A 21,463-nucleotide genomic window follows, 5' to 3' on the forward strand; every position below is an offset into this window, starting at 1 on the left:
GTGCCCGGGCTGGTGGAGCGGTATGCCGCGGTGGTCTGTGACCTCGACGGGGTGGTCTACCGCGGACCCGAGGCGGTGGACCACGCTGTCACCGCGTTGACCGCGTTGACCGTGCCCATCGTGTACGCCACCAACAACGCCTCGCGCCCGCCCGAGGAGGTCGCGGCGCACCTCACCGACCTCGGCCTCCACGTGACCGGACGCGATGTCGCGACCAGTTCACAGGCCGGGGCGGTCGCCTTGTCGGGGCTGCTGCCCGCAGGATCCAGAGTTCTGGCGATCGGCGGTGTGGGTGTCCGCGAAGCACTCCAGAACCAAGGCTTCACGGTGGCGACGCCCCAGCAGACGCGCGACGAGCCGGACCTCGCGGTGGCCGGCGTGCTCCAGGGCTACGGGCCGTCCGTCACCGCGGCGGACCTCGCGGAGGCTGCCTATGCCGTGTCTGCGGGCGCCGTCTGGGTGGCGACCAACACCGACGGCACCCTGCCAACCCACCGCGGGACTGCTCCGGGGAACGGCACCCTCGTCTCGGCGGTGCAACGTGCTACGGGCCGCGACCCGCTCGTCGTCGGCAAGCCGCATGCGCCGTTGTACCAGCTCTGCGCGCAGCGCCTCGACCGGTCGCCGGCCCAGGTGCTGGCCGTCGGTGATCGCCTGGACACTGATGTCGCCGGGGCCGTGGAGGCAGGAATGGACTCGGCACTGGTGCTGACCGGGGTCGACACGGTGTCCAGCTTGGCCGTGGCGCCGGCCGCATTCCGTCCCACGTACCTTCTCGAGGACCTGCGCGCACTCACGGAGCCGTACCAGTCGGCGGAGACCGACTACGTCTGGTGGGTGTGTGGCGCGGACCGTCGTCGCATCATCGACGGCGCGTGGGACGTTGCCAGCGTCGGGAGTCCCATCGAGTCCGCTCGAGCCGGAACGGCCTGCCTGCACGAGGCGCTCGACCACGAGGAGCTCGATCTCGACGCGGTGCGCAGACTCGTTCCCGAGATCGACGCGTGGCAGTAGCGTGAGGGGCGCGAGCGGCATCCCGCCGCTCCGTCGAGGAGGACCATCGTGGCTTTCGAATCAGTGCGCAGCTATGTGCAGCTCGCCAGTGGGCTGGGCGAGATGACCAAGGCCAGGGCGATGGAGGCGGCCCAGGGGCTGCTGGCGCTCCCCGGGGCCGACGAGGTCACCCGCCGGGCAGTGCAGGCCTCGACACTCGCCGACCAGCTGCTCGAGGCTGCGCGCGCCAACCGGGCGAACCTGCTCACCCTCGTGCAGGGTGAGGTGGAGTCTGCCCTGAAGAGGGCAGACGTAGCCCGCGTTGCCGATGTGGATGCTGCCAGGGCGGCGTTGACGCTGGTCACCAAGGAGCTGGCCGAGCTGCGGGCGATGCTCGCCGCCACGGGTGCGGCTGCGGTCGCCGGAGCCTCGCGCAGTCCGCTCGCTCGCTCGGTCGGCGTGTCGGGAGCGGTGACGACGGCCCACCGGGCACCGGCACCCGCCGCTGAGCCGGCAGCTGTGTCGACGCCCGCCACACCCGCTGCTGCCGCTACTCCCGCCCCCAGGAAGTCCGCAGCCAAGAAGTCCGCAGCCAAGAAGACCGCCGCCAAGAGGGCTGCGCGCAGCACCAGTGCGCGGACCGTGAAGAAGGCTGCGGCGAAGAAGACCACCGCCAAGAAGGCGACCGCCAAGAAGGCCACGGCGAAGAAGACCACAGCGACCACGACTGCGCCGGCCGTGAAGAAGGCCACGGCGAAGAAGGCCACAGCCACGAAGGCCACGGCGAGGAAGGCGACCGCGAAGAAGGCCACCCCCACGAAGAGCACGGCCACGAAGAGCGCGGCGACGAAGGCCGCCACCAAGAAGACCACAACCGCGAAGACTTCCACGACTGCCAAGAAGGCCTCAGAGTGACCGACCAGAACCCTGACGAGACCGTCGCGGCCGACGCGACCGTCGAGCCCGATACACCGAGTGACGTCCAGGCTGAAGCACCGGACACCAGCCATCGTGCCGAGGTGGCCCGCGCCTCCCGGCACGAGAACCCGACCGACCGCGCCGAGTCACTCGGCACGGGCTTGGGCGACCAGGCCACCGGCGACATCGTGATCGACGCGTCCTTGCAGGACCTCAAGGACGCACCCAGCGAAGACCTCGACGCCCAGATCGAGGCAGGCCAGCGGGTGCAGCAGACCCTCCAGTCGCGGCTGTCCGACCTCGGCGGCGAGTGAGCGACCCGGCCCGGCTCGACCTCGAGCTCGTCCGGCGTGGACTGGCGCGGTCCAGGGGGCACGCCCGTGCCCTGATCGACGCTGGTGACGTGAGCATCGGGGGCAAGCCCGCTGCCAAACCTGCCACCCCGGTCGGCGCCGACCAGCACATCGAGGTGCGCGAGGAGGGACCGCGGTGGGTGAGTCGCGCGGCATACAAGCTCGTGGGTGCGTTGGAGGCCTTCGGACCCGCAGGGCTCACGGTGGCAGGCAAGCGATGCCTCGACGTGGGCGCGTCGACCGGCGGGTTCACCCAGGTGCTGCTGCACCACGGCGCCGCCCACGTGGTCGCCCTCGACGTCGGGCACGGCCAGCTGGTGCCTGAGCTGGCCGCCGACGCGAGGGTCACCGACCGGTCGCGCACGACCGTCCGCGGCCTCTCCGCTGACGAGGTCGGGGGAGCGGTCGAGCTGCTCGTCGCCGACCTGAGCTTCATCTCGCTCACCCTGGTCCTCGACACCTTTCGCGGGCTGCTCCTCGACACCGGCGAGGCGATGGTGCTGGTCAAGCCCCAGTTCGAGGTGGGTCGCACCCGGCTCGGCAAGGGTGGCATCGTCCGCACCCAGGGTGATCGGGCCTGGGCCGTCACCGAAGTCGCCCGCGCAGCCGTGGCGGCCGGGCTGCATCCGCGCGCCCTGGCCAGGAGCCCGATCGAGGGCAGCGAGGGCAACGCGGAGTACCTGTTGTGGCTGACCCCCTGCGACGCCGAGTCGATGGGGTGGGAGGCTCTGGTGAGCAGAGCCGACGAGGTGACCGCACCGTGACCGACGACATCGTGGGGAGAGCACCGTGAGCCCAGGGAGTACCACGCAGCGCCGCAAGGTCCTGCTCGTGGCCCACCCGCGTCGCCAGGAGGCCCAGGACGTCGCGGCGGAGGTCGTCAAGCGCCTGTACGCCGCCGGCATCGAGGTGGTCGTCCAACGTGACGAAGCCACCGCCGTGAAGCTGTCCCAGCACCCGGGCGTCACCCTGGTCGACGACGGCAATGCCGCGGCAGAGGGGTGCGAGCTGGTCTGCGTGCTCGGTGGGGACGGCACCATCCTGCGCGGGGCCGAGGTGTCGCGGGGGACCGGGGCGCCGCTGCTCGGCGTCAACCTCGGCCACGTGGGCTTCCTCGCCGAGGCCGAGCGCGAGGACATCGACGCCACGGTGGAGCACATCGTCGCCAGGACGTACTCCGTCGAGGAACGCATGACCCTCGAGGTGACGGCGCACGTCAACGGCGATCCGGTCTACACGAGCTGGGCGCTCAACGAGGTCACCGTCGAGAAGGCCAACCGCGAACGCATGTTGGAGGTCGTCGCCGAGATCGACGGTCGTCCCCTCACCACCTGGGGGTGCGACGGTGTGGTCGTCGCGACGCCCACCGGGTCGACGGCCTACGCGTTCTCCGCCGGAGGGCCGGTGGTCTGGCCCGACGTCGAAGCCCTCCTGCTGGTCCCGATCAGCGCGCACGCACTCTTCGCCCGGCCCATGGTGCTCGGACCCAACTCGCACCTCGCCCTCGAGGTCGTCCCCGACACCCTCGGCACCGGGGCGCTCTGGTGCGACGGCCGACGCGCCGTCGACCTGCCACCGGGCGCCCGCATCGAGGTGGTGCGGTCGCAGACACCGGTCCGGCTGGCCCGGCTCACCACCTCACCGTTCACCGACCGGTTGGTGGCCAAGTTCGACCTGTCCATCCACGGCTGGCGCGGCGAGGCACGGCGCGAGGATGCCGCCCGAGCAGGTCACCTTCCCCAGCAGGGGTGAAGCCCCACCGCCAGCCTGACCGTCGGCGTCGGCCGTGCGTGAGAGGCTGTGCACCGTGCTGTCCGAACTGAGGATCCAGGGACTCGGCGTCATCGACGACGCCGTCCTCGAGCTGCACCCCGGGCTCAACGTCGTCACGGGTGAGACCGGCGCCGGCAAGACCATGGTGGTGACCGGCCTGGGACTGCTCCTCGGCGCCCGCGCCGACGCCGGACTCGTGCGCGCCGGTGCAGGCACCGCCGTGGTCGAGGGTGTCGTGGACGTGGCGTCCGACCATCCCGCGGCGGTGCGGGCTGCCGAGGCAGGAGCCGACGTGACAGACGGCCTGGTGCTGGTGCGTTCGGTGTCGGCTGAGGGCCGGTCGAGGGCCCACGTCGGTGGGCGGACGGCTCCCGTGGGTGTGCTCAGCGAGATCGGCGAGCACCTCGTGGCCGTCCATGGCCAGGCCGACCAGTGGCGGCTCCGGCAGAGCGACCAGCACCGCGCCGTCCTCGACCAGTTCGGGGGAGCGCCCCTGCACAAGGTCCTGCAGCGCTACACCGACGTCTATGACGCGCATCAGGCGGCGGCGGCCGAGCTGGCCGGACTGCGCGAGCAGGCCCGCGACCGGGCTCGCGAGATCGAGGTCCTTCAGCACGGGCTCGAGCAGCTCGAGCAGGTCGACCCGCAGTCTGGCGAGGATGGCGATCTGCGCGTCGAGGACGAGCGCCTCGGCCACGCCGAGGGCCTTCGCCGGGCCGCGTCCCTCGCCCACGACCACCTCGCGGGCGAGGAGGAGTATGCCGCGGAGCCGGCCCCCAGCGCGGTCGAGAGGATCGCCGCGGCGCGTCAGGCCCTCACGGGCGAGGTCGAGCACGACCCAGCCCTGCGTGAGCTGGACCGTCGGCTGGCCGATCTGGGCTACCTGGCGGCCGACCTGGCGGCCGACCTGAGCGCGTACCTCACCGACGTGGAGGTCGACCCCGCCCGGATGGCGTGGGTGCAGCAGCGCCGCGCCGACCTCACGGCGCTGACCCGCAAGTACGGCGAGACGATCGACGACGTCCTGGAGTGGGGCCGCCTCTCGGCGCAGCGGCTGGACACCCTCATGGGCTCGGACAGCCGGATCGAGGCCCTGGAGCCCGAGGTGGTCCGGCTGACCCAGGAGCGCGCAGACGCGGCACGAGCTCTGACCAAGGCACGGGGTGCCGCGGCCAAGCGCCTCGCTGGCGCAGTGACCGGAGAGCTCGCCCACCTGGCGATGGGTCAGGCGACGGTCGACGTCGCCGTGAGCCCCCGGTCCGCCGGCCTGGCCGGCCACGGCGGCGACGACGTCGAGATCCTGCTGGCGGCCAACCCCGGCAGTCCCGCCCGGACTGTGGCCAAGGCGGCCTCCGGCGGTGAGCTGTCGCGGGTGATGCTGGCCCTCGAGGTGGTCACCGGCGCTGCCGGGGGCACCGACGTCCCCACCTTCGTGTTCGACGAGGTCGATGCCGGGGTCGGAGGGGCTGCCGCGCTCGACGTCGGCGCGCGGCTGGCCGCGCTCGCCCAGCACGCCCAGGTCGTGGTGGTGACCCACCTGCCACAGGTGGCTGCCTACGCCGACCGGCACCTCGTGGTCCGCAAGTCCAGCGACGGGCACATCACGTCCAGTGGCGTGCACGCGCTCGACGGCGACGAGCGGCTCCGCGAGCTGGCGCGGATGATGGCCGGGGTGGACACCGGCACGGCTCTCGACCACGCCCGCGAGCTCGTCGAGGAGACCGCCTCCCGGCGGGCGGCTGCCGCCCACACCTCCACGGTCCGCGTCTGACCAGCGGGCCCGCACAGCAGCGGGCTGACCGCAGGCGTGATCGAAGTCGCCCTCGGGCTCCCGCGTGGGGGCTCGCGGCAGACGCAAGGGCCCATGGGAGGATGGAACACCATGCCTTTGAAGTTCCCCCGCCAACGCGCCCGCGACCCCGAGACCCCGGGGGTACGCGGGCTGGTCCGCGTGGACGCCCGCACCAAGAACCTCACCAAGCGCCTGCGACCTGGTGAGATCGCGGTGATCGACCACCAGGACATCGACAAGGTCAGTGCCGAGGCGTTGCTCGCCTGTCGGCCGGCTGCGGTGATCAACGCGGCACCGTCGATCTCCGGGCGCTACCCCAACCTGGGGCCCGAGATTCTCGTGGACGCGGGCGTCCCGCTGATCGACAACGTCGGCAAGGACGTCATGCACGACCTGCACGAAGGTCAGCAGGTCCGCATCGAGGGCGACCAGATCTGGGTGGGCGACGAGGTCGTCGCCAAGGGCCAGGCCTTCGATCACGAGCTGGTCGCGTCGTCCATGGTCGAGGCCAGGGCTGGGCTGGCCGTCCAGCTCGAGGCGTTCGCAGCCAACACGATGGAGTACCTCCGCCGGGAGCGCGACCTCCTGCTCGACGGTGTCGGTGTCCCCGACATCACGACCAAGATCGACGGTCGGCACGCGTTGATCGTCGTGCGCGGCTACCACTACAAGGAAGACCTGCGCATGTTGCGCAGCTACATCCGCGAGTACCGTCCGGTCCTCATCGGCGTGGACGGGGGTGCCGACGCGCTCCTCGAGGTCGGGCTCAAGCCGGACCTGGTCGTCGGCGACATGGACTCGGTGTCCGACTCGACGTTGCGCTGCGGCGCCGAGATCGTCGTCCACGCCTACCGCGACGGCAATGCCCCCGGGCTGGAGAGGGTTCGGCGGCTGGGCGTCGAACCTGTCGTCTTCCCCGCCACCGGGACCAGCGAGGACGTCGCCATGCTGCTCGCCGATGACAAGGGTGCCGAGCTGATCGTGGCCGTCGGCACCCACGCCACCCTGGTCGAGTTCCTCGACAAGGGTCGCAGCGGGATGGCCAGCACCTTCCTCACCAGGCTGCGCGTGGGTGGCAAGCTCATCGACGCCAAGGGGGTCAGCCGGCTCTACCGCTCGCGCATCTCCAACCTTGCCCTCACGCTCATGTTGCTCGTGGGTCTCAGCGCCCTGCTCGCCGCGCTGTGGTCCACGACGGGTGGGCGCGCGTTCCTCCAGGTGCTCGGCGCCCGCTGGGACGACTTCTGGTCCTTCGTCGTAGGAATCCTCACGTGATCGACTTTCGCTACCACCTCGTCTCGATCGTCTCGATCTTCATGGCCCTGGCTGTGGGCATCGTGCTCGGCGCCGGCCCGCTCAAGGAGGACATCGGCAACACGCTCACCTCAGAGGTGAAGAACCTGCGAGCCGACAAGGCTGCGCTGCGGGGTGAGCTCGACGTGGCCGAGAAGGGCACCAAGGCCCGTGACGAGTTCACTTCCGCGAGCAACCGCAGCCTGCTCGCGGAGCGGCTCAAGGGCACGACGGTGACTGTCGTCGTGCTGCCCGGTGCGGACGCGAACCTCGTCAAGACGACGCAGGGCACGCTGGCCATTGCAGGTGCCGTGGTCGGCTCGACGATCTCGGTGCAGGACAACTGGATCGACCCCGACAAGGCCGCGTTCCGGGCGACCCTCGGCCAGCAGCTGGCCAGCCAGGTCGGGGTGCCTGTGGACCAGTCCGGCGGGGACGTCGTCAACGACGTGCTCGCGCGGTCGGTGCTGGCCAAGGCGGGCTCGACGTCGGCGGGCGCCGCCGCAGCCCTCGAGGGTCTGCGCACGGGCGACCTCATCCGCTACACCCCCGACCAGGTGGGGGTGTCCTCCATCGCCGTCATCGTGGCGGGACCGGTGACCGGTTCCGACGCCACGGCCCGCGAACAGCGCGCGACGGGCCTGAGCCGACTGGCGGGTGCGCTCGACGGGGCGGGGGCCGGAGCGGTCCTCATCGCCCAGAGCGCAGCGTCGGGAGGGACCAACGCCACCTCCGTGATCAGCACCGCCCGTGAGGACGGCGACCAGGCCAAGGTGCTGTCCACCGTCGACAACGCCGAGCTCCCCATGGGCCAGGCCAGCCTTGTCTTCGGACTGCTCGAGCAGGAGGCCGGCAAGTCGGGACAGTACGGCCTCGCGTCCGACGCAGCGGCCGCGTTCCCCCAGCTGGCGACCAAGTAGCCGCCGTGCGTGCACTGGTGTCCGGCGCCGTGGCAGGCGCCCTCGCGGCCGCCGCCCTGCGTCTGCTGCGCGAGCGCCCGCCGGGCGGGTCAGTCACCTGGGACCGCACCAACCACGCAGGGCGCACGGTCACCCTCCTCGAGGGTCCTGCGTATGCCGTCGGAGCCGCGGGCGCGTCAGCCCTGCTGGGTGCCGGCCCCGGCCCCGTGGTGGCCGCCGTGGCCTCGGCCGGACTCGGCGGCCTCGACGACCTGGCCGGCGACTCCAGCAGCAAGGGTCTCAAGGGTCACTTGAGCGCCCTGGCCCGCGGTGAGGTCACCACCGGCGCAGTGAAGATCGTCGGCCTCGGCATCACCGGCCTGGTGTCGGCCGCGCTCATCGACCGGGCCTCGCGCGCTGCCGACGCCACCGGGGCACGCGGCATACCCGGGGCTGTCGACACGCTCGTGGGCGGCGCGGTGATCGCGGGCACGGCGAACCTGCTCAACCTGCTCGACCTGCGCCCCGGCCGCGCCCTCAAGGCCACGATCCTGCTCGGCGCGCTCACCGCGACCTCACCGCGTTCAGGGGCTGCCGCGGGCGCCGCGGCCGGCGCCGCCGTGGGGCTTCTGGGTCCCGATCTCTCCGGTGAGGCGATGCTGGGTGACACCGGGGCCAACAGCGCCGGAGCACTGCTCGGCGCCGCACTCGTCCAGCGCACCGGTAGGCGGGGGCGATGGGTGGCACTCGGCGCCCTGACCGCCCTGACCCTGGCCTCCGAGAAGGTGTCCTTCACCCAGGTCATCGAGTCCACCCCGGTGCTGCGCCAGCTGGACGCCCTGGGTCGTCGATGATGCGGTGCCGCCGATGACGGCGAGGTCGGTCGGCACGTCGGTCGCCAGGGCTGCGGCGGTGATCGCGGTCGTGACGCTGCTCGCCCGGCTGGCTGGTTTCGGGCGCACCATCGTGTTCTCGCGCACCGTCGGCGCCGGTGGGGTGGGCGACACCTACCAGACCGTCAACATGCTCCCGAACGTCGTCTACGAGGTCGCCGCCGGTGGGGCCCTGGCGGCCGTCGCCGTGCCCCTCATCGCAGGACAGCTCGCGTCCGGTCGCAGCGAGGACGCCGACCGCACCGCGTCGGCCCTCCTCACCTGGGCGGTCTCCGTGCTGGTGCCCCTGTCGGCCCTGCTGGCCCTGTCGGCACCGTGGATCAGCGACGTCCTGTTCCGCAAGAGCAGGGTGGCCGGCGCCGCCGAGCTCGGCACCACGATGCTCGTGGTGTTCGCGCCCCAGGTGGCGCTCTACGGTGTCGGCGTCGTGCTGGCTGGGGTGCTGCAGGCCCACCGCAGGTTCCTCGCCGCAGCACTGGCGCCCCTGCTGTCCAGCCTCGTGGTCATCAGCGCCTACGTCGCCTACCGGTTCGCGGCCGCGCCCGGGACCACCCCCGCGGACCTGTCCACCGGCGCGATGTGGGTGCTGGCGGGTGGCACCACCCTCGGCGTGGTCGTGCTGAGCGTGCCGCTGCTCGTGCCCGCCGTGCGGGCCGGGGTACACCTCAGACCCACGTTCACCTTTCCCGCCGGCGTGGCCCGCCGCGCCGGCTCGCTCGCCGCTGCGGGCGTCCTCGCCCTCGTTGCACAGCAGACCGCGGTCGCGGCAACGTTGTGGCTCACCCACGCCCCGCGCACCATCGACACCGGTGTCGTCAACGTCTACACCTACGTCCAGGCGGTCTACCTGCTCCCGTATGCCGTGCTGGCCGTCCCGATCGCGACGTCCGCCTTTCCCGCGCTGGCCCACACCAGCGCCGCCGAGGAGCTGCAGGAGCAGGTCGGGACCTCCGCGCGCGACACCTTGGCAGGCGCCCTCAGGGGGATCCTGCTGCTCACGGCCGGCGCGGTCACCGTGCTGATGGCCGTCGCCCGCCCGGTCGGGGTGTTCTTCGGTTCGTTCGACAGCGCGGCCAACGCCGGTGGGGCCGCCGCCCTGGCAGCGTTGCCCGGTGCCCTGTCGGCCTACGCACCCGGACTCGTGGGCTTCTCGGTGGCCGCGCTGCTGACCCGCGCTCTCTATGTCCGAGGCCGCCCGCTCCATGCGGCCCTGGCCGTGGCGGCCGGGTGGGCCCTGGCCGCACTCATCCCCATCGCGCTCATCCCTGAGGGCTCGGGTGCCGGCACCACGTTGGGCCTGCTCGGCGTCGGCTCGACCCTCGGCATGACCGTCTCGGCCGTCCTGCTGGCCCTGCTGGTCCGCAGTGCCTGGGGCGCCGAGGCCGTTCAAGGCTCGGGCCGGACGCTCGGGGCTGCCGTCGTGGCGGTGGCGGTCGGCCTCGCAGTGGGCGACACCGTGGCGAGAGGCCTGTCACCGGACTCCCTGTGGTCGGCCCTGGGCAGCGGTCTGCTGACCGGGCTGGTGACCCTGGTGGCCTACCTGGGCGTGATGATGGTGGCCGACCGCAAGGCCATGCAGGCACTGCGCGAGCGTGGCCGCGGTCGGCGCCGGGGGAGCGAACTGTGAAGGTCGTGATGCTCATCGGGCGCAGCACCGGCGGCATCGGGACCCATGCCGTCGACCTTGCGCAGGGTCTGCGCCAGCTGGGCGACGATGTCAGCCTCGTCACCGACCAGCTGACCGCCGACAGGTTCGGTATCGCGCAGGCACGGCTGTGGTGGCCTGGCAGGGCAGCCGGGGTGATCGGCTCGCTGCGCCACCTGTGGCGGCTGCGCCGCCTCATCCGGGGTGCCGACGTCGTGCACGCCCACGGGCACCAGGCTGGTCTGGTGGCGACCCTGGTCGCCGTCGGGACGCGCACCCCGGTGGTGGTGAGCCAGCACAACGCCGTCCTGACCACGGGCGGTCTGCGTGGTCGCGTCTCGACGACGGTCCAGCGCTTCGTCGCTCGTCGTGCCACCCTGGTCACCGGCGCCAGCGGCGACCTCGTCGACGAGGCTCGACGCCACGGCGCGCACCAGCCACGCCTCGCGCCGGTGCCGTCGCCGCGGGTGCCCGGGCTACTCACCCACGAGCCGCCGGGCGATGACGAACGCGAAGCGTTGGCGGTGGATCTGTTGCGGGACAACGGAATCGAGACCGCGGCTGGCGTCCCGCTGATGGTGACCATCGCCAGGATCGCCCCGCAGAAGGACCTCGAGACGCTGGTCGACGCCGCGGCCTCGGTATCGTTCCGAATGGGTGAGGAACCTGCGCCACCTGCGGTGTGGGTGGTCGTGGGTGATGGTGAGGACGGCCTGCTCCGCGGGCTGCGGCTGAGGGCCGAAGCCGTCGGTGCGCCGGTCCACTTCGTCGGGTCGCAGGCCGAGCCCGAGCGCTGGCTGCGTGCGGCTGAGGTCTTCGTGCTCCCGAGCCGCTGGGAGGCACGCGCCCTGGTCGTGCAGGAGGCCATGGCGGCGGGCGTGCCGGTCGTGGCCACCGACACCGGCGGCCTCAGGGACCTCGTGGCGGACGTGGGCACCCTCGTGCCCATGGGCGACGCCTCGGCCCTCGCAGGCGCCGTGGAGCGCTATCTCACGGACCCAGCCGCACGGCATACCGCCTCCAGGGCCGGCCGGGAGCGCGCCACATCGTGGGACGACGGCAAAGCCACGGCGAGTCGCTGGCACGACTGGTACTCAGCCCTGCCCGGGATGACGTAGGCTTGAACCCCGTGGTGGAACAGACGAAACACATCTTCGTAACCGGCGGCGTTGCCTCTTCTCTGGGCAAGGGACTGACCGCCTCCAGCCTCGGACATCTGCTCCGTGCTCGCGGTCTGCGGGTGACGATGCAGAAGCTCGATCCCTATCTCAACGTGGATCCGGGCACGATGAACCCGTTCCAGCACGGTGAGGTCTTCGTGACCGACGACGGCGCCGAGACGGACCTCGACATCGGTCACTACGAGCGCTTCCTCGACAGCAACCTCGTGGGCAGGGCGAACGTCACGACGGGGCAGATCTACAACCAGGTGATCGCCAAGGAGCGGCGCGGGGAGTACCTCGGCGACACCGTCCAGGTGATCCCGCACATCACCAACGAGATCAAGGAGCGCATGCGGGCCCAGGCGGCCGGCAGCCCCGGGGTCTCGCGGTCCGAGGCGCCCGACATCATCATCACCGAGATCGGCGGCACGGTCGGCGACATCGAGTCGCTGCCCTTCCTCGAGGCCGCTCGCCAGGTCCGCCACGACGTGGGCCGCGACAACGTCTTCTTCCTGCACGTCTCGCTGGTGCCCTACCTCGCCCCGAGCGGCGAGCTCAAGACCAAGCCCACCCAGCACTCCGTCGCCGCGCTGCGGCAGGTCGGCATCCAGCCCGACGGGCTGGTCCTGCGTGCGGACCGCGAGATCCCGGACGGCATCAAGCGCAAGATCTCGCTGATGTGCGACGTCGACACCGAGGCCTGCGCCGCGGCCGTCGACGCCCCGAGCATCTACGACATCCCGAAGGTCCTGCACAAGGAGGGGCTCGACGCCTACGTCATCCGTCGCCTCGGCCTGAACTTCCGTGACGTCGACTGGCACGACTGGGACGAGCTGCTGCGGCGGGTGCACAGCCCCGAGCACACCGTCGAGATCGCCCTCGTCGGCAAGTACATCGACCTGCCGGACGCCTACCTGTCGGTCACCGAGGCGATGCGGGCCGGCGGGTTCCACCACGACGCCAAGGTCTCGATCCGCTGGGTCGCCAGCGACGAGTGCCAGACCGAGTCCGGCGCCCAGAAGGCCCTCGGCGGGGTCGACGCCGTCCTCGTGCCGGGTGGCTTCGGAGTCCGCGGCATCGAGGGCAAGCTCGGTGCCCTCCGGTGGGCCCGCGAGCGCCAGGTCCCGACGCTGGGCATCTGCCTCGGGCTCCAGTGCATGGTCATCGAGTACGCCCGGAACGTCGCCGGCATCGCCGGCGCCAGCTCGACCGAGTTCGACCCCCAGACGCCTGCTCCGGTCATCGCGACGATGGAGGAGCAGAAGGCCTTCGTCGAGGGCGCGGGCGACCTCGGCGGCACCATGCGCCTCGGTTCCTACCCGGCCAAGCTCGCCGAGGGATCAGTCATCGCCGAGGCCTACGGCGCCGTGGCGGTCGACGAGCGGCACCGGCATCGCTACGAGGTCAACAACGGCTACCGAGCTCAGCTCGAAGAGGCCGGGCTGGTCTTCTCCGGCCTGTCGCCGGACGACAACCTCGTCGAGTTCGTGGAGCTGCCCCGCGAGGTGCACCCCTACTACGTCTCCACGCAGGCGCACCCCGAGTTCAAGTCCCGACCGCACCGGGCCCATCCGTTGTTCGCGGGACTGGTCGAGGCCGCCATCAACGCCCAGCGTGCGGCCCGGCTGGTCGAGGTCGAGCGACCGCGCAGCACGGTCGACGCCTCCGCGTGAGCGAGGGACACGGGGGGTCCGGCGCCACGGGAGAGCTCGCCGACCGCCACGAGTCCCTGCCGGTGCGCCACTCCGAGGTGGTCATGCACGGGCTGGTCTGGGACGTCGTCCGCGACCGCGTCGACCTCGGTGAGGCCGGCGAGGTGACCCGCGAGTACGTCCGTCACCCCGGCGCAGTGGCCGTGGCCGCCATCGACGACGAGGGTCGGCTCTGCCTGATCCAGCAGTACCGGCACCCGGTGCGGGCCTTCGAATGGGAGATCCCGGCCGGGCTCCTCGACGTCGCGGGGGAACCGCCCCACGTGGGTGCGGCTCGCGAGCTGCACGAGGAAGCCGACCTGACCGCCGCGACCTGGCACGTGCTCGCCGACTACGTCAGCTCACCAGGCGGCCTCGACGAGGCCCTGCGGATCTACCTGGCGCGCGACCTCACCCGCGTCCCCGAGTCCGAGCGCCATGCCAGAGATGGCGAGGAGCTCGGTATGCCGGTGCGCTGGGCCCCGCTCGAAGAGGTGCGCGACGCGGTCCTCGCCGGGCGGGTCACCAACGCCACGATCGCGATCGCGGTCCTCGCTGCCCTCGCGGCACGGGACCTGGACTGGGCCACGCTCCGGGCGCACGACGCCCCGTGGCCGAGCCACCCGGCATACCGGGGGTAGTCGGATCGGCCGGGTGTGGTGAGCGGTCCGGTGCGGTGGCCTCGTGACGTGGCCCGGCGGCAAGAGGCCAGCGGGATCGCGCTGCGTTAGCGTGACCCCATGACCCACCCCATCCCGGCTCCATGCCGCAAGCGACCGTTCGCGACCAGCCGCGCCTGCGCACAGCCGGTGGCCTGAGTGGGCGTCTTCGGGACGGGCGCCACGACCGGATGCCCCTGCGGGAGCGGCCGGCCGTATGCCGGCTGCTGCGGGCCACTGCACGACGGCCAGCGGGCGGCCACGACCGCGGTCGAGCTCATGCGCAGCCGCTACTGTGCCTTCGTGGTGCGGGACGAGGCCTACCTCACGCGAACCTGGCACCCCCGAACGCGTCCTGCGGCCCTCGAGCTCGACCGGGGACCGCAGTGGCTCGGGCTGACCGTGCTGGCAACTGCCGACGGCCGCGAAGGGGATCAGAGCGGCGAGGTGGAGTTCGAGGCGGCCCACTCCGAGGGGGTGCTGCGCGAACGCAGCCACTTCGTGCGGCGGGCTGGCCGCTGGGTCTATGTCGACGGGGACATCGTGGGAGACGTCGAGAGGGACGTCGCGGGCTGAGCTGCCGACGCAGCAAACCGATTCGTATGCCGCGTGGCCCGGTCCGTAGGATGGCCGGGTTCACCACCCGCTCGAATCGAAGGATCTCTCGTGCTCCGCACCCATGAGGCCGGCACCCTGCGTGCCGACCACTCCGGCCAGACCGTCACGCTCACGGGCTGGGTTGCCCGTCGGCGCGATCACGGTGGAGTGGCGTTCCTCGATCTGCGCGACGCCAGCGGCGTGGCCCAGGTGGTCGTCCGCGACGAGGTGCTCGACGAGGGGGGAGCCCACGACCTGCGCAACGAGTACTGCGTGCGCGTCGTGGGTGAGGTCAAGGCACGCCCGGAGGGCAACGCCAACCCCGACCTGCCGACAGGTGAGATCGAGGTCATCGCGGGTGAGATCGAGGTGCTCAACGCCTCGGCCCCTCTGCCGTTCCAGATCGACGAGCGCGTCACGGTGGGCGAAGAGGCCCGCCTCAAGCACCGCTACCTCGACCTGCGTCGTCCCGGTGCCTCCTCGGCCGGCAGCGCCATCCGGCTGCGGTCGCGCGTCAACGCCGCCGCCCGCTCCGTGCTCGGCGCTCGCGACTTCATCGAGATCGAGACGCCGACCCTGACGCGCTCCACGCCCGAGGGCGCCCGCGACTTCCTGGTCCCCGCGCGCCTCGCACCGGGGTCCTGGTACGCCCTGCCGCAGAGCCCCCAGCTGTTCAAGCAGCTGCTCATGGTCGCGGGGATGGAGCGGTACTACCAGATCGCGCGCTGCTACCGCGACGAGGACTTCCGCGCCGACCGCCAGCCCGAGTTCACCCAGCTCGACATCGAGATGTCGTTCGTCGAGCAGGCGGACGTGCTCGAGCTCGGCGAGGAGGTCGTCCGCGAGGTCTGGAAGCTCATCGGGGTGGAGCTCCAGACGCCGTTCCTTCAGATGACCTACGGCGAGGCGATGCGCCGGTTCGGATCCGACAAGCCCGACCTGCGGTTCGGTACCGAGCTCGTCGAGTGCACCGACTACTTCAAGGACACCCCCTTCCGGGTGTTCCAGTCGGAGTACGTCGGCGCCGTCGTCATGCCCGGCGGAGCCTCCCAGCCGCGCAAGCAGCTCGACGCCTGGCAGGACTGGGCCAAGAGCCGCGGCGCCAAGGGTCTGGCCTACGTCCTCGTCCAGGAGGACGGGGAGCTCGGCGGGCCGGTCGCCAAGAACCTGTCCGACTCCGAGCGTGCCGGCCTCGCCGCCCACGTGGGTGCCCAGCCCGGCGACTGCGTCTTCTTCGCCGCGGGTGCGACCAAGTCCTCCCGCGCCCTGCTCGGCGCCGCGCGCCTCGAGATCGGCCGGCGCTGCGACCTCATCGACGAGGACGCCTGGTCGTTCCTGTGGGTGCTCGACGCCCCGCTGTTCGAGCCGTCGTCCGAGGCGGTCGCCGCCGGCGACGTCGCAGTGGGCGCCGGCGCCTGGACCGCGGTGCACCACGCGTTCACCTCGCCCAAGGCCGAGTTCCTCGACACCTTCGACACCGACCCCGGCCCCGCGCTGGCGTACGCCTACGACATGGTCTGCAACGGCAACGAGATCGGGGGCGGGTCCATCCGTATCCACCGCCGAGACGTGCAGGAGCGGGTGTTCAAGGTCATGGGTCTGTCGCAGGAGGAGGCGCAGGAGAAGTTCGGCTTCCTGCTCGACGCGTTCGCCTTCGGCGCCCCGCCGCACGGTGGCATCGCCTTCGGCTGGGACCGCATCGTCTCGCTGCTGGCCGGCACCGACTCGATCCGCGACGTCATCGCCTTCCCCAAGTCCGGTGGCGGCTACGACCCGCTGACGGCGGCTCCCGCGCCGATCACGCCCGAACAGCGCAAGGAGGCCGGGGTCGACGCCTTGCCCGAGGCCAAGGCGGTCGACGCGAAGGTCGACACGGACAGGGTCGGCACGGGGTCCTGAGGTCTCACCACGCACTATCCGGATGCCGCCCGCTCACCTCGAGCGGGCGGCATACCAGCACAATGGGCGCGTGGGCGACAAGGCACTGCGGGCCCCCGGCGACGTGCTCGTGCACCTGCGCCGGGCGCGGGACCACGCGGACCGCTGCTACGCCGACCCGGTCGATGTCGAGTCCCTTGCCGCCGTGGCGGGGCTGAGCAAGTACCACTTCCTGAGGCTGTTCAAGGCGACCTACGGGCTCACGCCGGGGGAGTACGTCTCCCAGCGTCGTATCGAGCGAGCCCAGGACCTGCTGCGGGCCACCGGCCTGTCAGTGACCGAGGTCTGCTTCGCGGTCGGATTCGCGTCCCTCGGCTCGTTCTCGAGCCGGTTCAAGGCGGTTGTGGGGGAGACGCCGTCGCAGTTCCAGGCGCGGTATGCCGTCGCCGGCGCGCCGCACATCCCGGGCTGCTATGTCTTCATGTGGGGCCTCGCGGAGCGGTCGACCGCCACGGTGGCAGAGCAGTCCGCAATCGAGGAGAAGCACCCCGACCCGACGGCTCCTAGGCTCCGAGCATGATCAACAACATCGCCATCGTCAGTGTCTTCGTCAAGAACCAGGACGACGCAAAGAAGTTCTACACCGATGTCCTCGGATTCGAGGAGAAGGACGACATCACCCTCGGCGACGGCTACCGCTGGTGCACAGTCATCCACCCGTCGCAGCCCGAGCTGCTCGTCAACCTCGCCATCCCCGGCCCGCCGATGGATGCCGACCTGGTCGAGGCGATGAAGCGGGCCCAGGACGCCGGTGGCCTCAACGGCCTCGGGCTCAACGTCGACGACTGCCGCAAGACCCACGAGGAGCTGGTCGCCAAGGGGGTCGAGTTCATCCAGCCGCCGACCGACCGCCCCTACGGCGTCGAAGCCGTGTGCCGCGACAACTCGGGCAACTGGATGGTCCTGGTCGAGCAGAAGATGTACGACCCCGCCAACGTCACCTGACCTGGACGCGAGTGGTGGTGGGCTACTTCGCGAGGAAGGCGACGACGGCCGCGTTGAACTCCTGCGTGTGGCTGGCGAAGATCCCGTGGGGCCCACCCTCGAGGACGACGAGCTCGCTGCCCGTCACGGCCTCGTGGGTGCGGTGACCCGAGACCTCGAACGGCACGATGGCGTCGCTGTCGCCGTGGAGGACGAGGGTGGGGACGCTGACCTTGGACAGGTCGGGCGAGAAGTCGGTGACCCATGAGCGGATGCACTCGGCCGCGGCATGGACGTCGGCCTGGGCGGCGAGGGTGAGCGCCTCCTGGCGCTGCTCCTCGGTGACCTTGAGGTCGCCGTCGGCGCTGAAGAAGTTCGTCAGGAACCCGTCGAGGAACCCGCTGGGGTCTTCGCGGAGCTGGCCCTGCATGCCGCCGACCGTGTCGAGGTCGAGGGCGCCGTCAGGGTGATCGTCGTCCTTCAGCAGGCACGGGGGGATGGCCGCCGCGAACACGACGCTGTGGACGCGGTCCTCGCCGTTCGTCCCGACGTAGCGCGCCACCTCGCCGCCGCCCATCGAGAACCCCACGAGGCTGGCGTCCTGCAGGTCGAGCTCGGTCATCAGGACGTCGAGGTCGCCGGTGAGGGTGTCGTAGTCGTAGGTGGAGGCGGGTCCTGGCTTGCCGGACTGGCCGAAACCGCGGCGGTCATAGGTGATCACGCGGTAGCCCTCGTCACGGAGAGCCGGCGTCAGCGTGGACCACGAGGCACCGCTGAGTGGCCAACCGTGGATCAGGACGACCGGACGGCCGGAGCCGCCGCTGTCCTCGTAGTGGATCTCGACGTCGCCGTTGGACACGGTGGCCATGTCAGTCCTCTCGTCAGAGCTGCTGGGTCAGGACGAATGTAGGCACATCAGCAGCGTTCGCGCAGGTCGAGGCCCGGTGTCGTCAGTCGGCCAGCCGGCGGCTCGACCACTCGTGCACGTCGCCGTAGCCGAGCCCGGTGTAGAGCCGGCGCGCCACGGCGTTGTCGGAGTACATCCCGAGGGTGCAGACTCCGCGCTCGCGGACCGCCTCCCGGGTGAGGTATGCCGTGACGGCCAGTCCCAGCCCGGTCCCGCGGTGGTCGGGGTGGACGGTGATGCCGGAGAGGACGGGCCAGCCCGCGACGTTGGGTTCACTGACGCCGCACGCGACGAGGCGACCCGACCCGTTGCGGGCCCCGACCCAGTGCTGGTCGGGGAACTCGAAGGGCCGCGCGTCGGTGCCCGGGTTGGCCACGTCGAGGAGGTCGCGGATCTCGCCGAGGTCTGTGTCCTCCAGGGTGACCAGACCGGACTCGGCGGGGACCTCCAGCGGTGCGCTTGCGGCACACAGCCACTCCCACTCGTTGCCCTCGGTGAGCCGCAGGTGTTGGGCAACGGCCTCCAGGGACCCCCTCTGGACCGTGACGGACCGCAGCTCTGGGGGAAGGACCCCCTCGGTGAGCATCTCGCCGACGAGTCGCCCGACGTGCGAGGTGGGTCCCAGGACCAGCATCCCGAGCCGGCGGGTGTGGGTGCGGCGGGGGAGGGCCACGGCGTCACCGAGCGAGTAGCCGGTCCCTTCCAACGGCGACGGGATGTCGTAGCGGATGAACGCGCTGCCACCGGTGGCGTCGAGGAGGGCACCGTGGGACGTGATCTGCCGCAACGTCATTCGGTGATCCCGAAGCGGGCGTGCCAGCGCCGCAGCCCCAGGGGCGCCCACCAGTTCCAGTCTCCGAGCAGCGCCATCGTGGCGGGCACGAGCAGCATCCGGACGAGGGTTGCGTCGAGCAGCACCGCCACGGCGAGACCTACGCCGGTCTCCTTGATGACGAGCAGCTGCCCGGCGACGAACCCGGAGAAGACGATCACGACGAGCACCGCAGCAGAGGTGATGATCCGTCCCGACCGCTGCAGGCCCGCGATGACGGCCTCGTCGTTGTCAACGCCTCGCTCGTGCAGCTCGACGATGCGCGACAGCAGGAAGACCTCGTAGTCCATCGACAGGCCGAATCCGAAGGCCAGCACGAGCATCGGGATCGTCGACTCGATCGCCCCGACCGAGTCGAAGTGCAAGAGCCCCTCGAGGTGACCCTGCTGGAAGATCCACACGACGACGCCCAGGCTGGCGCCGAGTGACACGACGTTCATGAGCAGGGCCTTGATCGGGATGACGACCGACCCGGTCATGAGGAACAGCAGGACGAGGGTGGCGAGGGCCACCAGCGCGAAGGCGATGGGCGCGCGTTCACGCAAAGAGTCGGTGAAGTCCCGCAGGCCCGAGGCCTCACCGATCACCGTGGTGGGGAAGTCCGGGCGGTCGGCCCGCAGCGCGGTCACGGCGTCACGCGCGCCGTCGTCGAGCGCGCCGCCCGGAGTGTCGATCTCGATGACGGTCAGACCGGCGTTGACGCTCTCGACGCGGCCGGTGAGGCGCTGCCCGTCGACGACGGGGAGCGAGGCGGCATACGACTGGGTCTGCTGGAGCCCTGCCTCGGCGACCACCTGGACGTCGGGACCGGACAGCTGGGGGTAGTGGCGTTCGAGCGCCGTGAAGAACTCACGCTGGGGTGCGCTGACCGGCAGCAGCTCCTTGCCGGAGGAGGTCAGGCGGAGGTGGAGGGCGGGGGCGGCAAGGGTTCCGAGGACGGCGAGCACGGCGACGATGACGAGCAGCGGATGACGGAACACGCGGGTGGCAAGGCGGGAGAAGACGCCCTCGTCGGGGGCCTGCTCGGTGCCGCGCCTCAGCAGTCGTCGCGCGCCGACGACGCAGAGCGCAGGGACCAGGGTGAGGGCCACGAGCATGGCCACGAGGACCACCGAGAGGCCGGCGGAGCCGATGGCCTTGAGGATCGACGCCTCGAACACGAGCAGGCCGCCGAGGGAGATCGCGACGGTCAGGCCGGAGAAGACGACGGTCCGGCCGGCCGAGTCCACGGTGCGGGCCACGGACGCGAGAACCTCGTCGTGCGTGATCTCGGCCGCAGGGCGACCTTGCACCCGGCTGCGCAGCTCCTCGCGGAAGCGGCTGACCGTGAGGAGCCCGTAGTCGATGCACAGGCCCAGCCCGAGGACCGTGACGACGTTGACGACGGTGGCGTCGAGGTCGATGACGTGCGAGAACCCGAGCAGCGACGCTAGCGCGCCGGCGATGGAGGCGATCGCCCCGATGATCGGCATCCCGGCTGCCACGAAACCACCGAAGACGAGCACCATCACCAGGAAGCTGATCGGTAGCGCGATCCCCTCGCCGGCCCGCAGGTCGACCTCCACCTGGGACGTGATCGCCTCGATGAGGTCGGACAGCCCACCGGTCGTGCCCTTGGCGCCGGGCACGGAGGCGACGAGGGAGTGGAACTGCTTGTCGACCTGGGTCTGAGTCCGGTCTCGCTCCTCGCCCGTGAGCCCGCGGTCGAGGGTGACCACCGCGGCGAACCCGTCCCCGGAGGTCGGCAGCAGTGCCTTGGCGGCGGGGCTGTCCAGCCCTGTGGGCACGAGCTGCGGCGCAGCGACCGAGGCCACCCCGTCGATGCGACCGATGGCCTCGGCTGCGGAGCGCACCGCCGCGACAGTCGAGGGCGCGGCGGCATCGGCCCCCGTCACCTGGAGGATGTAGGTCGACGTGGCCGACCGGCCCGCGGCCACGAGCTGGTCGCGACCCTGGAGGTTCTCCCCGGCGACGGAGGGCTCGCCCGACTGCAGGCGGTCGAACAACGACTGGTTCCCGAAGGCACCGGTGGCCCCCGCGAAGGCCGCGACGACGGCAAGCAGCCAGACCACGATGACGGTCTTCGGGTGGCGCCCCACGAGGCCGCCGAGGTGGGAGAGGGCGGACGCGGATCGGTCGGGGTGACTGGTGGCCGGGTTGGCGTGGTCGGGCGCGTCGGTCACGGGGGATAGC

The 21,463-nt window shown here is 71.4% G+C and carries 20 protein-coding genes; 17 read left to right on the forward strand and 3 right to left on the reverse strand.

Annotated features, from left to right (window positions below):
• The 17 genes from AC1DXJ_RS00460 (at position 1) to AC1DXJ_RS00540 (ending at position 17,552) form a co-directional block, all read left to right on the forward strand.
• Positions 1-1,014 carry an HAD-IIA family hydrolase gene (locus AC1DXJ_RS00460; protein WP_477636127.1) on the forward strand — a complete coding sequence of 338 codons (1,014 nt, stop codon included), beginning with the start codon at positions 1-3 and terminating at the stop codon, positions 1,012-1,014.
• A 48-nt stretch (positions 1,015-1,062) separates the two neighbouring features.
• Positions 1,063-1,908, forward strand: a complete 846-nt coding sequence (locus tag AC1DXJ_RS00465; protein ID WP_477636128.1) for a hypothetical protein — start codon at positions 1,063-1,065, stop codon at positions 1,906-1,908.
• Entirely contained in the window at positions 1,905-2,225 is a 321-nt protein-coding gene (locus tag AC1DXJ_RS00470; RefSeq protein ID WP_477636129.1) for a hypothetical protein, read from the forward strand. Before AC1DXJ_RS00465 ends, AC1DXJ_RS00470 begins: the two co-directional genes overlap by 4 nt.
• Positions 2,222-3,028, forward strand: coding sequence for a TlyA family RNA methyltransferase (locus tag AC1DXJ_RS00475; RefSeq protein ID WP_477636130.1), 807 nt, complete (start codon positions 2,222-2,224; stop codon positions 3,026-3,028). Before AC1DXJ_RS00470 ends, AC1DXJ_RS00475 begins: the two co-directional genes overlap by 4 nt.
• 25 nt (positions 3,029-3,053) lie before the next feature.
• A complete protein-coding gene (locus AC1DXJ_RS00480) occupies positions 3,054-4,016 on the forward strand; it encodes an NAD kinase (RefSeq protein ID WP_477632035.1) in 963 nt (320 codons plus the stop codon).
• Positions 4,017-4,071: 55 nt separating this feature from the next.
• Positions 4,072-5,808: a DNA repair protein RecN gene (gene recN, locus AC1DXJ_RS00485; RefSeq protein ID WP_477636131.1), complete on the forward strand. Its 1,737-nt coding sequence runs from the start codon at positions 4,072-4,074 to the stop codon at positions 5,806-5,808.
• Positions 5,809-5,919: 111 nt separating this feature from the next.
• Complete coding sequence (steA, locus tag AC1DXJ_RS00490; RefSeq protein ID WP_477612680.1) at positions 5,920-7,104, forward strand: putative cytokinetic ring protein SteA; 1,185 nt, start codon at positions 5,920-5,922, stop codon at positions 7,102-7,104.
• Positions 7,101-8,042 (forward strand): copper transporter, encoded by a 942-nt coding sequence (locus AC1DXJ_RS00495; protein WP_477612681.1) that lies wholly within the window; start codon positions 7,101-7,103, stop codon positions 8,040-8,042. The genes steA and AC1DXJ_RS00495 overlap by 4 nt, the downstream gene beginning before the upstream one ends.
• A 5-nt stretch (positions 8,043-8,047) precedes the next feature.
• On the forward strand, positions 8,048-8,875 hold the full coding sequence (locus tag AC1DXJ_RS00500; RefSeq protein WP_477636132.1) for a hypothetical protein: 828 nt from the start codon (positions 8,048-8,050) through the stop codon (positions 8,873-8,875).
• Between the two features lie 13 nt (positions 8,876-8,888).
• Positions 8,889-10,541, forward strand: coding sequence for a murein biosynthesis integral membrane protein MurJ (gene murJ, locus AC1DXJ_RS00505; RefSeq protein ID WP_477636133.1), 1,653 nt, complete (start codon positions 8,889-8,891; stop codon positions 10,539-10,541).
• Positions 10,538-11,677 (forward strand): glycosyltransferase family 4 protein, encoded by a 1,140-nt coding sequence (locus AC1DXJ_RS00510; protein WP_477636134.1) that lies wholly within the window; start codon positions 10,538-10,540, stop codon positions 11,675-11,677. The genes murJ and AC1DXJ_RS00510 overlap by 4 nt, the downstream gene beginning before the upstream one ends.
• An 11-nt stretch (positions 11,678-11,688) precedes the next feature.
• Positions 11,689-13,395 carry a CTP synthase gene (locus tag AC1DXJ_RS00515; protein ID WP_477612685.1) on the forward strand — a complete coding sequence of 569 codons (1,707 nt, stop codon included), beginning with the start codon at positions 11,689-11,691 and terminating at the stop codon, positions 13,393-13,395.
• Positions 13,392-14,054, forward strand: coding sequence for an NUDIX domain-containing protein (locus AC1DXJ_RS00520; RefSeq protein WP_477636135.1), 663 nt, complete (start codon positions 13,392-13,394; stop codon positions 14,052-14,054). The genes AC1DXJ_RS00515 and AC1DXJ_RS00520 overlap by 4 nt, the downstream gene beginning before the upstream one ends.
• A 177-nt stretch (positions 14,055-14,231) precedes the next feature.
• Positions 14,232-14,648: a YchJ family protein gene (locus tag AC1DXJ_RS00525; RefSeq protein WP_477636136.1), complete on the forward strand. Its 417-nt coding sequence runs from the start codon at positions 14,232-14,234 to the stop codon at positions 14,646-14,648.
• A gap of 90 nt (positions 14,649-14,738) precedes the next feature.
• Positions 14,739-16,568 carry an aspartate--tRNA ligase gene (gene aspS / locus AC1DXJ_RS00530; RefSeq protein ID WP_477636137.1) on the forward strand — a complete coding sequence of 610 codons (1,830 nt, stop codon included), beginning with the start codon at positions 14,739-14,741 and terminating at the stop codon, positions 16,566-16,568.
• 22 nt (positions 16,569-16,590) lie between these two features.
• On the forward strand, positions 16,591-17,127 hold the full coding sequence (locus tag AC1DXJ_RS00535) for a helix-turn-helix transcriptional regulator (protein WP_477636138.1): 537 nt from the start codon (positions 16,591-16,593) through the stop codon (positions 17,125-17,127).
• Positions 17,124-17,552, forward strand: coding sequence for a VOC family protein (locus AC1DXJ_RS00540; RefSeq protein WP_477612691.1), 429 nt, complete (start codon positions 17,124-17,126; stop codon positions 17,550-17,552). The genes AC1DXJ_RS00535 and AC1DXJ_RS00540 overlap by 4 nt, the downstream gene beginning before the upstream one ends.
• 22 nt (positions 17,553-17,574) lie before the next feature.
• Here AC1DXJ_RS00540 and AC1DXJ_RS00545 read toward each other — a convergent pair whose 3' ends face one another.
• The 3 genes from AC1DXJ_RS00545 to AC1DXJ_RS00555 all read right to left on the reverse strand — a co-directional run bounded on the left by AC1DXJ_RS00545 (position 17,575) and on the right by AC1DXJ_RS00555 (position 21,453).
• Entirely contained in the window at positions 17,575-18,399 is an 825-nt protein-coding gene (locus AC1DXJ_RS00545; RefSeq protein WP_477636139.1) for an alpha/beta fold hydrolase, read from the reverse strand.
• A gap of 82 nt (positions 18,400-18,481) precedes the next feature.
• The gene (locus AC1DXJ_RS00550) at positions 18,482-19,231 is read right to left on the reverse strand and encodes a GNAT family N-acetyltransferase (RefSeq protein WP_477636140.1); all 750 of its coding nucleotides are present in this window, start codon (positions 19,229-19,231) and stop codon (positions 18,482-18,484) included.
• Entirely contained in the window at positions 19,228-21,453 is a 2,226-nt protein-coding gene (locus AC1DXJ_RS00555; protein WP_477636141.1) for an MMPL family transporter, read from the reverse strand. Before AC1DXJ_RS00555 ends, AC1DXJ_RS00550 begins: the two co-directional genes overlap by 4 nt.
• Positions 21,454-21,463: the final 10 nt, after the last annotated feature.

The organism is Pedococcus sp. P2_D9, assembly GCF_056404275.1.

Bases quoted from the DNA above. Each gene is read 5' to 3' on its own strand.
- AC1DXJ_RS00545 (WP_477636139.1), bottom strand. From the start codon at position 18,399: ATGGCCACCGTGTCCAACGGCGACGTCGAGATCCACTACGAGGACAGC.
- steA (WP_477612680.1), top strand. From the start codon at position 5,920: ATGCCTTTGAAGTTCCCCCGCCAACGCGCCCGCGACCCCGAGACCCCG.
- murJ (WP_477636133.1), top strand. From the start codon at position 8,889: ATGACGGCGAGGTCGGTCGGCACGTCGGTCGCCAGGGCTGCGGCGGTG.
- AC1DXJ_RS00535 (WP_477636138.1), top strand. From the start codon at position 16,591: ATGCCGCCCGCTCACCTCGAGCGGGCGGCATACCAGCACAATGGGCGC.
- AC1DXJ_RS00550 (WP_477636140.1), bottom strand. From the start codon at position 19,231: ATGACGTTGCGGCAGATCACGTCCCACGGTGCCCTCCTCGACGCCACC.
- AC1DXJ_RS00540 (WP_477612691.1), top strand. From the start codon at position 17,124: ATGATCAACAACATCGCCATCGTCAGTGTCTTCGTCAAGAACCAGGAC.